At 72.0% G+C, this 12,643-nt stretch carries 9 protein-coding genes and 1 pseudogene; 5 read left to right on the forward strand and 5 right to left on the reverse strand.

The window, feature by feature from the left end:
- Nucleotides 1-569 (forward strand): annotated as a pseudogene (locus ACZ6O5_RS31040) (hypothetical protein); the annotation flags it as partial.
- Nucleotides 570-637: 68 nt separating this feature from the next.
- Here the strand turns inward: ACZ6O5_RS31040 and pulA are convergent.
- Complete coding sequence (gene pulA, locus ACZ6O5_RS31045) at nt 638-6,136, reverse strand: pullulanase-type alpha-1,6-glucosidase (RefSeq protein WP_465981868.1); 5,499 nt, start codon at nt 6,134-6,136, stop codon at nt 638-640.
- A 141-nt stretch (nt 6,137-6,277) separates the two neighbouring features.
- Nucleotides 6,278-6,976 (reverse strand): cellulose binding domain-containing protein, encoded by a 699-nt coding sequence (locus ACZ6O5_RS31050; RefSeq protein WP_465981870.1) that lies wholly within the window; start codon nt 6,974-6,976, stop codon nt 6,278-6,280.
- Between the two features lie 206 nt (nt 6,977-7,182).
- On the opposite strand from ACZ6O5_RS31050, the gene ACZ6O5_RS31055 reads away from it, so the two are divergent.
- Nucleotides 7,183-7,728, forward strand: coding sequence for a GNAT family N-acetyltransferase (locus ACZ6O5_RS31055; RefSeq protein ID WP_465981872.1), 546 nt, complete (start codon nt 7,183-7,185; stop codon nt 7,726-7,728).
- A 51-nt stretch (nt 7,729-7,779) separates the two neighbouring features.
- Here the strand turns inward: ACZ6O5_RS31055 and ACZ6O5_RS31060 are convergent, their stop codons facing one another.
- Nucleotides 7,780-8,433 (reverse strand): GOLPH3/VPS74 family protein, encoded by a 654-nt coding sequence (locus ACZ6O5_RS31060; RefSeq protein ID WP_465981874.1) that lies wholly within the window; start codon nt 8,431-8,433, stop codon nt 7,780-7,782.
- 196 nt (nt 8,434-8,629) lie between these two features.
- Here ACZ6O5_RS31060 and ACZ6O5_RS31065 point away from each other — a divergent pair, with 196 nt between their 5' ends.
- Nucleotides 8,630-10,138: an APC family permease gene (locus ACZ6O5_RS31065; RefSeq protein WP_281938681.1), complete on the forward strand. Its 1,509-nt coding sequence runs from the start codon at nt 8,630-8,632 to the stop codon at nt 10,136-10,138.
- A 73-nt stretch (nt 10,139-10,211) separates the two neighbouring features.
- On the opposite strand, the gene ACZ6O5_RS31070 is transcribed toward ACZ6O5_RS31065, so the two are convergent.
- Both ACZ6O5_RS31070 and ACZ6O5_RS31075 read right to left on the reverse strand, forming a co-directional pair.
- Nucleotides 10,212-10,601, reverse strand: a complete 390-nt coding sequence (locus ACZ6O5_RS31070) for a hypothetical protein (RefSeq protein ID WP_343446120.1) — start codon at nt 10,599-10,601, stop codon at nt 10,212-10,214.
- Nucleotides 10,602-10,641: 40 nt separating this feature from the next.
- Entirely contained in the window at nt 10,642-11,355 is a 714-nt protein-coding gene (locus ACZ6O5_RS31075) for a hypothetical protein (protein ID WP_465981876.1), read from the reverse strand.
- Between ACZ6O5_RS31075 and ACZ6O5_RS31080 the strand changes: the two genes are divergently transcribed.
- Nucleotides 11,354-11,542 (forward strand): hypothetical protein, encoded by a 189-nt coding sequence (locus ACZ6O5_RS31080; protein WP_146180017.1) that lies wholly within the window; start codon nt 11,354-11,356, stop codon nt 11,540-11,542. The two genes, ACZ6O5_RS31075 and ACZ6O5_RS31080, sit on opposite strands and share 2 nt — an antisense overlap.
- A gap of 53 nt (nt 11,543-11,595) precedes the next feature.
- A complete protein-coding gene (locus tag ACZ6O5_RS31085) occupies nt 11,596-12,324 on the forward strand; it encodes a hypothetical protein (RefSeq protein ID WP_465981878.1) in 729 nt (242 codons plus the stop codon).
- Nucleotides 12,325-12,643: the final 319 nt, after the last annotated feature.

Raw genomic sequence — 12,643 nt, forward strand, 5'->3', positions numbered from 1 at the left:
CCTTCACCCACATCACCGGCAACACCGCCTGCGAGAACGGCGGCGGCATCTACGCCGAGAACACCGACCTCGACCTCGACAAGGTCGTCGTCGCCAACAACCACGCCGACGGCGACGGCGGCGGCGTGGTCATCACCGGCGGCAAGCACTGGGGCTACCCCAACACCAAGGACCAGGGCAGCGCCACGATCGCCGACAGCGTCATCGTCGACAACACCGCCAACCGCTTCGGCGGCGGCATCTTCAACGGCGAGTGGCTCGTCAAGATCGAAGACGGCTTCCCCACCCGCCAGCACGACGAGGACGACAACGCCGCCCTCACCCTGCGCAACACCGTCATCAAGGGCAACACCGCCCTCAACGGCGGCGGCATCTTCAACAACAAGGCCACCATCACCCTGACCAAGACCCACGTCACCAAGAACACCGCCACCGACACCGCCAAGCTCCACCGCGTCGCCGGCGGCATCCTCAACAACGAAGGACACGTCACGCTCGACGACGAATCCCTCATCAGCGACAACGACCCCACCAACTGCGCCAACACCGTCAAGGACTGCTTCAACTGACCTGACGGACCCGGGTACGGACCGGCCCCCCAGCCACGTGTGGCTGGGGGGCCGGTCCGCTGCCGCGATCAGCTCTGCACGAAGACCGCCACGCTGCGCGCCGGCACGGTGAACGTGCCACCGGACCGGTCGAACGACGCGGTCCGCAGCACCGGGTCGGCGGAGTTCCGCAGCACCGGGTGCAGCGCCACGTTCGCCCCGCGCAGGCCGGCCACGGTCTGCTTCGCCGTCTCCGGGGTGGCGTTGAAGACCACCGTCACCGACTGCCACGCGCCGCCCAACCCACGGGCGTCGAGCGTCATGGTCAGCACGCCCGGGGTCTCCTTCGCCCCGGACAGCGGGAACGCGACCCGCTTCTGCACCTGCTCGGCGGTGGGCAGGCCGAACACCGGCGAGGACCGGCGGATCCGCAACAGCTCGGCGTACCGGGCGTCGGCCAGGTCGACCGCCGCGCAGTCCGGCACCAGCTTCGGATCGGCCAGCAGCGGCTTGGCGTACGGCCACTTGTCCTTGTTGTCCTGCTCCGGCGGGAGGCCGGCGCCGAAGCCGTTGCCCTGGGCGCAGTCCCAGCGGATCTGGTTGAACCAGTCCCCGGAGTTGAACGAGTTGCGGTCCAGCGACTTCGAGCGCAGCCGCTCCGAGCCGGCCGTGACGAACCCGGTGCCCTGCCCGAACGCGGTGGTGGCCAGTGCCAGCACCTGCATCCGGGCCCGGTCCTGCGCCGGGGTCCCCTGCGGCAGCTTGTACGCCAACGCGTCGTACAGGATCTCGTTGTCGTGCGCGTCGACGTAGGTGACCGCCTCGCCCGGCGCGGCGGTGTACCCGGCCGGGGAGCCGTTGTAGTCGACCTGCGCCCCGGTGACCGTCCTCCCGGCGGAGTCGGAGAACCGGTAGTCGCGCAGGTTACCGGTCAGGCCCACCTTGATCAGGTCGTGGGCGTGCAGCAGCCGGGCCTTCTGCTCGGCTGCCGAGCCGTTGACCTCGTCGCCGTTCGGGTCGGTGTACAGGCCGGAGGCGAAGCCCTGCACCCGCGGGTTGGCGTCGAACGGGCCGCCGCCACGCACCGCGTCGCGGAGCCGGTCGTTGAACGTGCCGATCCCGGTGCCGGCCATGTTGGCCTGGGTGGCCTGCGTGAACCGGGCGTCGTTGGCGACCTCGCCGAAGTTCCAGCCCTCGCCGTACAGCATGACCTTCTTGCCGTCGACGCCGTCGCGGGCGGGCGTGAGCTTGTCCAGCGCGGCCCGCACGGCCAGGATGTTCGCCTTCGGGTGGTGACCCATCAGGTCGAACCGGAAGCCGTCCACCTTGTACGCCTTGGCCCAGGTGACAAGCGAGTCCACCACGAGCTTGCCCATCATGGCGTGTTCCGGGGCGGTGTTGGCGCAGCAGGTCGAGTTGGCGACCGTGCCGTCGTCCAGCAGCCGGTGGTAGTAGCCGGGCACCACCTGGTCGAGCACCGACTTCCCGTCGGTGCCGGCGGCCGAGGTGTGGTTGTAGACCACGTCCATGACCACCCGCAGGCCGGCCTGGTTCACCCCGGCGACCATCTGCCGGAACTCGGTGGTGCGCTTCGCGCCGTTCGGGTCGACCGCGTAGCCGCCCTCCGGCACCGTGTAGTGCAGCGGGTCGTACCCCCAGTTGTAGCCGTCCTTGTCGGCCACCGCCGCGACGCACTTCTGCTGCTGGTCCGAGTCCGGCGGCAGCGTGGCCAGGTCGCAGGCCGGCTGGGCCTGGTCGGCCCGCTTCTCCGGAATGGTGGCGAAGTCGAATGCCGGCAGCAGGTGCAGGTAGTTGACGCCGGCGTCGCCGAGCGCCCGCAGGTGCTTCATCCCGGCCGTGTTCGGGTCGGTGAACGCGAGGTAGGTGCCCCGCTTCTCGGCCGGCACGGTGCCGTCGGCGATGGAGAAGTCGCGTACCGACAGCTCGGAGATCTGCGCCTTCGACGCGGGCACGGCCGCCGGCTTGCGCAGCGTCGCCCAGCCGGCTGGCGCCAACGCCGGGTCGGTCAGGTCGACGATCTGGCTGTGCGTGGAGTCCGGTGCGAGCGCCACCGAGTAGGGGTCGGTGACCGACGCGGTGACCACCTTCTGCGCCGCCGGCTGCCAGGCCTCGACCTGGTAGCGGTAGTAGCGGCCGGTCCACGCCGTGGTGCCGCGCACCGACCAGACGCCGGTGCGGTCGTTGCGGCTCATCGCCACCGTGCTCGGCTGCGCGGTGGGCGAGTCGAACAGTTGCAGCGACACCTTCCGCGCGGTCGGCGCCCACACCGCGAGCGTGGGCACCCGGCCGGCGAACGTCGGGCCGAGCTTCACCCCGGTGGCCGCCGCGTAGACGTCGTCCAGCACGCCGGGGATCTGCACGCCGGTGGCGCTGAGCAGCGCGCCCTCGGCGTCCCGCTCGGTGACCACGAGCTGCCCGCGCAGCGCCGCCGGCACCTTGGCCAGGTCGGCGCGGTCAAGCGTGAACGCGTGATGGGCCCAGAGCTGGGGGTACGCCTGCCGTTGCGCCTCGGTCAGCCCGTTGCGCTGCGCCCGCAGCGGCAGCGTGGTGTACGTGCCGGTCAGCTCGCCGTCGGCAACGCCGATCCCGCCGGCCGGGGCGCTGACGAGCGCGTACTTCTTGCCGTCGGTCGGGCCGGTGGCCCAGGCGACGGTGGACCTGTCGATCCACTGCGCCTTCTGCTTGGCGATGTCGACGTCCGTGGCCGTGCCGGAGCTGGTCGCCGGCAGCAGCCGGCCCTTGACGCCGGCCAGCAGCCAGACCTCGTGCCCGACGCCGGTCAGGTCGAGCCGCTGGTCGTCCGGCTGATCCTTCTCGTCGCCGTTGTGGATGATGTAGCTCAGCCCGGTCGCGCCGGCCGCCAGCGGCACCCGGAACACCGCGCCGTACGCGTCGATCTTCTCCGGCTTGAGCGGGGCGGCCCAGTCGGTCGGGTTGGCCGCGCCGTCCCAGAGGTGCAGGCCCCAGCCGTCGTAGTTGCCGTCGGCCTTGCGCCAGTGGATGACCGCGGTGTTCTGGTCGACCGGCGGGGCGGGCTCGCCGGTGGCCGCCTCGCGGGTCGGGTAGAGCGTCGGGTCGCCCTGCTTGACCCAGACCTCGCCGGTCTGCGTCACGTCGATGGTGCGATCGTTCGCCACGTCCTTGTTGCCGTCGGAGTCGACCACCAGGAAGCCGACCGACTTCGCGCCGGGCTTGAGCTTCACCCAGGCGAACCGGCCGTACGCGTCCTCCCCGGCGAACGGCTGCCCCTTGGGCCACTCGGTGGCGTACGCCGGGTCGATGTCGCCCCAGGCGTAGAGCCCCCAGTCGGCGTAGCCGCCGGCCGGGCGCTGGTAGTGCACGATCGCCCAGTCCCGGGACGCGCCCTGGGCCGGGGTGCCGACCGTGCCGGTGGTGCGCGCGGTGGCGGTCCGGCCCTTGCCGTCGCGGACCACCGCCTTGTACTCGACGGTCGCGCCGCCGGGCAGGCCGGTCAGGTCGTGGTGGACCGTGTACGGCGCGCGGTCGGCGGTGCCCAGCAGCGTCCACTTCCCGCCGGGAACCTTCGCGGCGAACGTGACGGTGGCGAGCGGGTCGCCACCGACCTGGGCGGTGATCGCGGTCTTGCCGGCCACCGGGGCGTCACCCGGCTCGGTCAGCGTGATCGTCGGGGCCGCGCCGGCCGGCGGGATGGCCCGGTCGGCCTTGAGCACCACTGCCGACATGGCCGGCACGGTCAGGCTCAGCTTGCCGTCGGCGCCAGCCGTGGCGGTCGCGGCGTCGCCGTAGATGCCGGTGAAGCGGGCGCCGGCCGACCAGGTGTCCACCGTGACAGTCTGCGGGGTCGAGGCGTTGTTCACCGCCGCGACGTGTTCCACCCGCTGCGCGGGCAGGACACGGGCGAACGCGAACACGCCGGGGCCGTCGGCCGCGTACCGGGTGACCTGGACGCCGTCGCGCAGCGCCGGGTGCGCCGCCCGCAGCCTGCCCAGCTCGGCGATGGTGCGGTAGAGCGGGTGCCGGGTGTCGTACTGGTCGGACGCGTGGGTGCGGGTGGTGCCGATCAGGTCGTCGTCGAGGTAGTCCGCGGTCTTCGAGGCGAACATGTCCTGGCGGGCGTCCTTGTCCCCGCCGGGGCCGGTGAAGCCCTGCTCGTCGCCGGAGTAGACCACCGGCTGGCCGCGGGTGAGGAACATCAGTTGGTGCGCGAGCTGGTCGCGGCGGAGCTGGGTGGCGTCGTCCCCGCCGGCCGCGGCGACGAACGAGCCGATCCGGCCCATGTCGTGGTTGCCGAGGAACGTGGGCAGCCGGTTGGCGTCGGTGTCGCGCGCCGAGTAGAGGTCGTCCTTGGCGTACACGTCGGCGAGGGCCTTGGCCGAGCCGTCGGCGGCGGTGTAGCCGCGCGCCGCCTCCTGGAACGAGAAGTCGAGCGTGGCCGGCAGGCCGCCCTGCCGCACGTACGTCGACTCGATCTCCTGGTCGGCGCTGTAGACCTCGCCGAACATGAAGAAGTCCTTCTTGCCGGCCTTCGCCGCGTAGGCGTCGATGCCGCGGGTGAACTGCGGCCAGAAGTCGAGGTTGGCGTGCTTGACGGTGTCCAGGCGGAAGCCGTCGACGCCGGCCCTGCCGATCCACTGCCCGTAGATGTCGGTCATGCCGCGGACCACCTCGGGACGCTCGGTCCACAGGTCGTCGAGGCCGAAGAAGTCGCCGTACTCGCTGTTCTCCCCGGCGAACGTGGAGTCACCGCGGTTGTGGTACATGGTCGGGTCGTTGAGCCACGCCGGGACCTTGACCTTCGCGTCGGCCGGGCTGGCGAACGTCGGGGTGTACGGGAAGGACTCCCGGTTGACCTGCGGGAACTTCCGCGTGCCGTCGGCGTAGTTGCGGTCCTCGAACGCCCGGCCCTGGGCGTCGGTGTACGGGGCGGTCTTCTTGTCGACGTAGCCGTACCTGTCCTCGGCGTAGCGGATGACGTCGGCGGTGTGGTTGACGATGATGTCGAGATAGACCTTGATGCCGCGCCGGTGCGCGAGGTCGACCAGCTTCTTCAGCTCGGCGTTGGTGCCGAAGTGCGGGTCGACCTGGGTGAAGTCGGTGATCCAGTAGCCGTGGTAGCCGGCCGAGACGTCGGCGCCGGTGCCCTGCACGGGCCGGTTCTTGAAGATCGGGGCGAGCCAGATGGCGGTGGTGCCCATCCCCTGGATGTAGTCCATCTTGTCGATGACGCCCTTGAGGTCACCGCCGTGGTAGAAGCCCTTGTCCGCCGGGTCGAGGCCGGTGGCGAGCCGGTCGCCGCGCAGGCCGCCGGTGTCGTTGCGCTTGTCGCCGTTGGCGAAGCGGTCCGGCAGCACGAAGTAGAACTGCTCCGCCTTTGCGGTGGTGGACCCGGCCTTGAGCAGCGCCTCGGCGGACGGCTCCCGGTTCCACTGGGGGGCGTTGCCGGCGGCCAGCACGTCGGGGGTGACGGCGCGGTCGGCGCCGTCGGCGCCGAGCTGGTGGAGGGCCACCGGCACGCCGACGAGGGTGAGTACGAGGGAGGAGACCAGGGCGAGCAACGCCTTGGGGGATATCGGCGTCGGTTTCATCGACGGCCTTTCTCTGGTCGCTGATTCGCCCGCACGCTAGCCCTTGCCGAAACATTCTGCAATAGCTTGCAAACAAAGTCGAAACACGACAGCCGTCTTGCAAAACCGTCCGGACCACGCGCCGTCGTCCGGACGGCTGGATCAGAGCCCGGCGCAGGTCACGCCGTCGACCGTGCAACTCTCCGGGCGGGTGGTGCCGGTCCGTTCGAGGTGGAAGCGCACCGGCACCGACGCGCCCGCCGCCAGGTCGACGCCGCTGCGGTACGTGACGACGCCGCCGTCGAAACCGAACGTGCCCTGTTCGGCGCCCTCCACCCACGCGGTGACCAGCCGACCCTGCGGGAACGTCAGCCGCACCGTCCAGCCGTGCGCCGCACCCCCGGTGTTGACCAGCCGCACCTCGCCGATGAAGCCGCCGTCGAAGCTGCTCACCACCGCGTACCGGCCGGTCACCGCGGACGGCGGCGCCGGCGGAGGCGGTGGCGGTGGCGGCGACGACGACGGACGCACCTCACCCCGCGGACCGCCTGTCGACACGGCCGGCGTCGGGCTGGCCGGCAGCACCGTCGACCGGGGCGACAGCCCCGGGACCACCGGGCGACCGGCCGTGCTCGGCGGACCGCCCGTCACGCTGGGCGAGATCGCCGTGGCGGTCGGCAGCTCCGGCAGCGACATCGCCGGATCGGTGGGCGACGCCGGGAACGTCCGCCGGCCCCGCACCGAGCCGAGCGCCACCACCAGCAGCACCACCATCACGATCACGCCGATCGCGACGACCACCCAGGGCGACGAGGTGATGGCGGACCCGGTCGACGGGGTGGCGCGACGCGTGCGGGACATGTTCCTCCTGTTCGCCGGGCCGGGCCAGCCTAGCCACCGAACCCGGGGGCGGCGAGCGGTCCGTTCGGGTCTGACCCGCGGCTCGGCGACCTGATACGTTGCACGCCGATCGATGACCACAATGGCTCGTGCAGCGGCAGGACGGGTGGCCAGTGACAGAGTGGCAGGGCAACATCCGGCGGGCGTCCACAACTGACGCCGCCGTCGTGACCGGGATCCTCGCCGAGGCGTTCATGCGGGACCCGGTGAGCGGTTGGATCTTCCCGGCGGAGGACCACCGGGCGCGGGTGCACCCCGCCTTCTTCGGGCCGTTCGTCGCGTTGGCGCTGCGGACCGGCGAGGTCCACGTGGCCGGCGACGGGCTGGGCGCGACGCTCTGGCTGCCCGTCGGCGACGACCACGGCGCCGACGAGGGCGACGAGTTCGCCGAGTTGGAGGCCACCATCGGGCCGGACGCGATGAAGCGGTTCGGCATGCTCGACGAGCAGATGACCGCCAACCACCCGGCCGAGCCGCACTGGTACCTGCCGTTCATCGCGGTGCACCCGGCGCACCACGGCACCGGCGTGGGCTCGGCGCTGCTGCGCGACAAGCTGGCCGAGTTGGACCGGGCCGGCGCCGCCGCGTACCTGGAGGCCAGCTCGGCGCGGAACGCGGCGCTCTACGAGCGGCTCGGCTTCCGCCGCCGGCCGGCCACCCTGGACCTGCCGGACGGGCCCAGCCTCTACCCGATGTGGCGCGAGCCGGCCTGACCGGGTCCGTCCCGTCCCGGTCCGCCGGGGCGGGACGTCACCGGCGGCAGGTCACCGACGGACCGTCGTGGTGCTGGCGTTCAACGCTCCCACCACGGCGGCCAGCAGCCCGTCGAGCTGCGCCGGCAGGAACCGACGGCAGTCCCGCATCCGGCCGCCGACCTGCGGGTCGAAGATGTGCGCGGCGAGCCCGACGGCCTCGGCGAGGCTCGCCAGCAGCAATGTGCCCGGGTCCAGTTCGGCCGGGGACGAGTGCATCAGCATCGCGGTCAGGCGTACCCGCGGCGAGGCCGCCTGGTTCGGGTCGGTGGCCGGCCAGCGCACCTGACGGCCGATCAGCTTGCCCTGCTCCCGACGCAGCACGCCGGCGGTGACCAGCCGCGTCCCGACCCGCTCGTTGATGTTGAGCTGGGTCCGCAGGTAGCGGATCCACAACCGGGCCGGATGCGCGCCCTCACGACGCAGGATCTCGGTGATCAGCAGATCGGTCAACGGCTCCTGCCAGAGCCGCGGGTCGACCGCGGCGATGCCGCCACCGTCGAGCGCGATCCTTCCCTCGAACATCAGCTCGGCGAGCGCGGCGCCGGCCAACCCGCACTCCAGCCGGTCGACGGCGACATGCGGCTTACCGGTGAACTCGTCATGTCCGATGAGGAACAGCGCATCGGCTAGCCGGTACGTGGCTTGTGCCCCGGGGTAGGTCATGGTCCATCCTCGAACGGTGGCCGTGATCGTCGACACGGGACGGTACGGCATGACCACGCACAGCTCAATTCCGGTCGTACACACGCGCCCTAATCGATATCGAAGCGGGGTTGTGACGATCCGTGATCACCAATACCCTGCCTGAGGCTGTTCCGAAGTAGACATCCTCAACCCCTTCCCCTCCCCTGGAGAAGCCTTGTCCTCCGATCCGTTCTTCTCCGACGGTGGGCTACGCCGCGGCCGTCTCGGCACCGCCCATCTCGTCTTCTTCACCGTCGCCGCCTCCGCCCCGCTGACCGTTCTCGGCGGTGGCGTCACCACCATGTACGCGGTCAGCGGCAACATCGGCGCCGCGCTGGGCTACGTCCTGCTCGCGGCCGTGCTCGCCATCTTCGCCACCGGCTACGCCGCGATGAGCCGGTACGTCGCCAACGCGGGCGCGTTCTACGCGTACATCGCCAACGGCCTCGGCCGGGCCGGCGGGGTGGCCGGCTCGGCGGTCGCGCTGGCCGCGTACAACGCCATCCAGATCGGCCTCTACGGGCTGTTCGGCGCCATCATGTCGGACTTCATGTCGGCCAAGGCCGGGCTGGACCTCAAGTGGTGGGTCTGGGCGCTGCTGGCCTGGGTCTTCATCGGCGTGCTCGGCGTGCTGCGCATCGACCTGAACGCCAGCGTCCTCGCGGTGCTGCTGGTCCTGGAGTGCGTGGCCGTGCTGATCTTCGACCTGGTGGCGTTCGCCCACCCGGCCGGCGGCGCCGTCACCACCGCCGGCATCAGCCCCGGCCACCTGTTCGGGGCCGGGTTCGGCGCCGTGCTGGCGTTCACCATCGCCTCCTTCACCGGCTTCGAGAGCGGCGCCATCTACAGCGAGGAGGTCAGGGACCCGCGGCGCACCGTGGCCCGGGCCACCTACATCGCGGTCGCGTTCACCGGCCTGTTCTACGCCTTCTCCGCCTGGGCGCTGACGGTGCTGACCGGGCCGGAGAACGCGCCGCAGGCCAGCGCCGAGGCCGGCCCCGGCGTGATCTTCGGGGCGCTCGACCAGTACTCCGGCGCCGTGGTCGCGGACATCGCCAACGTCCTGTTCATCACCAGCGTGCTGGCCGCCCTGCTGTCGTTCCACAACGGCGTGGCCCGCTACCTGTTCGCGCTCGGCCGGGAGAACGTCCTGCCCCGCTTCCTCGGCGCGACCTCCAGCCGCAGCGGCGCCCCGGTCGCCGGTTCGCTGGTGCAGAGCATCCTGGCCGTGGTGGTCTTCGTGGGGTTCGCGATGTCCGGGCGGGACCCGGTCATCGACCTGTTCACCTGGCTGTCCGGCTCGGCCGCGGTCGGCGTGGTGCTGCTGATGACGCTCACCTCGGCCTCCGTCGTCGGCTTCTTCCGGGGCCGCGGCGGCCCGGAGTCGGCCTGGCAGCGGGCGATCGCCCCGGCGCTCGGCACCGTCCTGCTCACCGCCGTGCTGCTGGTGCTGCTGTTCAACTTCGACGCGCTGCTCGCGCCGGACACCGCCGGCTACCTCAAGTGGCTGCTGCCGGCGATCCCGGTGGTGGCCGGCGTGCTCGGCCTGATCTGGGGTGGCGTGCTGCGCACCAGCCGGCCGGACACCTACCGGCGGATCGGCCAGCTCGACGAGGAGGGCCTGCACGAGCCCGGCCTGCACTCGGCCCCCGAGCCCGACCGCTGGGCCCGCAGCCACCGCTGAACGAGTAAGGCGGGGCCCCTTCTTAACGCCTCCGGTAGAGAAGGGGCCCCCGCTCACCACGTGGCGGCAGGGCTCAGGCGGTGCGGATGACGGTGCAGATGGCCGGGCCCTCGTCGGTGGCCCGCAGCAGGTAGCGGTAGTGCTCACCGGGCACCGCGCCACCCTGGCTGTCCAGGAACTCCCACCGCACCGCCACCTCGGTGAGCAGCGCCGAGACCTGCTGCACGTCTTCGATCTGCGCGTTCGCGGCGACCAGCTCCCGCTCCTGGTAGTCGGGCGCGGCGCCGACGAAGCTCAGCGCCACCGCCGCCGGCGAGGTGAACGAGAAGCTGTAGGTGTCGGCGACCACCAGCCCGGGCAGGGCGTAGCAGGCGGCGATGGCCGGCACGTCGGCGGTGGTCAGCGCCACGCCGTACCTGTCGAAGAAGTCGGAGAGCGTGTCGAGGTCGGTGGAAGCCGTCACGACGCTCTCCATTACCGGCCCGCCAGCCCGGCAAACCTGGTCAGCGCGGTGGGATGCGCACCTCGATCTCCTTGCCGAGCTGTGCGCCGCCGGTCAGGGCCAGGTCGTCACCGCTCCAGAACCGTCCGGGGTCGTACCAGTTGGGCCGGCGGCCGGCCGGCAGCAACCCCATCGCCTCGTAGGTCACCGCCACCACCTCCGCGCAGTACGCGGTCTCCAGCGCCCGGTCACGCACCGACGTCCCGTCCGCACCCGGTGCGCCGGCACCGCCCGCTGCCCGGCCCGCGCCCGGTGTCCCGCCAGCGTCCGGGCTGGACGGTCGCCGGCGCGGCACCGGCACCCGCCCCCGGGCCCAGCGCCAGGCGAGCTGCGCGGTCGACGGGAACGGGGTGCCGTCCAGACGCGCCACGGTACGCAGCACCGCCTCCTCCATGGCGCCGTCGGCGGGCGGTTCGAGCTGACGCAGCCAGCCCCGCTGGCCGTACCGGTTGGCCCACACGCAGACCGCGTCGCGCAGGTCGTGCAACTGCACGCCGCGCTGGCGGGTGCCGGTCCACATGTCCGGCAGCGAACGGCCCAGCTCCGCGTGCCACATCAACGGCGGCATGTCGTCCAGCACCACCGCCATGCCCACGTGGTTCACCGGGCTGTTGGTGGTGAACTGGATGGCGCGATCGGGCACGCTGCGCCCACGGAACACCCACAGGTCGCCGGTGCGGGTCAGCTCCACGGCCTCGTCCAGGCTGATGCTCATGGAGGACTACCCTAAGCCGATGCGGCAACGGATGCGGTGGTGGAAGGTGCTCGGCCTGGCCGGCCTGGCGGGCGTCGCGGCGACGGGCGTGGTGGTGGCCCGGGCGGAGCGGCAGCGCCGGGCGTACACACCGGAGGAGATCCGGGACCGGCTGCGGGAACGGCACGCCAAGGCGTCCTCCTCCTGATCCGACGAGAACCGGGGCGGCGCGCGACGACGCGCTGCCCTAGCATCGCCGTCATGGGAAACAGTTTCTGGGAGACACAGTTTGTGCTCGACCCGCCGGCCGCCCCCGTCGAACGACACGGCGACGTCGACCTGCACCTGCCGACCGGCGACGGCCCGCACCCCGCGGTCGTGGTGGTGCACGGCGTTCCCGGGCCGCCCGACGCACCCGACGCCCGGGACTGGCCGCTCTACCGGGGTTACGGCGCGCTCCTCGCCGACCAGGGCGTGGTGGTCGCGCTCCCCCGGCTCTCCGTGACCGGCCCCGACGACCTGCGCACGGTCGCCGCCCGCGTCGCCGACGCGGCCGACCTGCTCCGCGCCGATCCCCGCGTCGACCCGGAGCGGCTGGCGCTCTGGTTCTTCTCCGGCGCCGGGCTGCTGCTCGGCGACTGGCTCCGCGACCCGCCCCGCTGGCTGCGCGGTCTCGCCGCGACGTACCCGCTGCTGGCCCCGCTCCCCGAATGGCCACCGGTCGACCCGCGTTTCCACCCGCTCGACGCCCTGGCGACGGTCGACGCCGGCCGGCCACCGCTCGTGCTGACCCGGGCCGGTCGGGACCGGCCCGAGGTCACGTCCGCCATCGCGGCGTTCACGGCTGCCGCAACCCGGCACGGGCTGCCGCTGCACCTGGTCGACGTGCCGGACGGACGACACGGGTTCGACGCCCTGGACCACACCGAGGAGTCGCGCGCCGCGGTACGCGCCGCCCGCGACGCACTGCTCGACCTGCTCACCGCCTGACCACTCACCCACCACCACCCGGCCACGCCCGGTCGGTCCGTCCGTGCCCGCCGATCATGAGGTTGGCGGCCCGTCACCCTCATGATCGGCGCGTGGTGGGCGGGTGGGGGCGGACGACGCCTCGGGGTTCTCGGGTGACGGGATGCGGGTTTCGCGTGTCGGGAACGGTGGAGATCTTGGTGCGTTTCGGCCCCCGGAGGGGCCGTTCGGTACCAAGATCTCCCAGCGTTCGCCTCGGGCAGGCTTCCCCGGGGGTTGTCTGGGGTGGGTGTCGGGTTTGGGTTGGTGTGGGGTGGTCGGGGTCACCGGCTCGGGGGAA

This window comes from Micromonospora sp. NPDC049201 (assembly GCF_055586805.1).

Coding starts and splice junctions, on each gene's coding strand:
- ACZ6O5_RS31080 (WP_146180017.1), top strand. CDS start 11,354: ATGGAGGACTACCCTAAGCCGATGCGGCAACGGATGCGGTGGTGGAAG.
- ACZ6O5_RS31085 (WP_465981878.1), top strand. CDS start 11,596: ATGGGAAACAGTTTCTGGGAGACACAGTTTGTGCTCGACCCGCCGGCC.
- ACZ6O5_RS31060 (WP_465981874.1), bottom strand. CDS start 8,433: ATGACCTACCCCGGGGCACAAGCCACGTACCGGCTAGCCGATGCGCTG.
- ACZ6O5_RS31075 (WP_465981876.1), bottom strand. CDS start 11,355: ATGAGCATCAGCCTGGACGAGGCCGTGGAGCTGACCCGCACCGGCGAC.
- pulA (WP_465981868.1), bottom strand. CDS start 6,136: ATGAAACCGACGCCGATATCCCCCAAGGCGTTGCTCGCCCTGGTCTCC.
- ACZ6O5_RS31050 (WP_465981870.1), bottom strand. CDS start 6,976: ATGTCCCGCACGCGTCGCGCCACCCCGTCGACCGGGTCCGCCATCACC.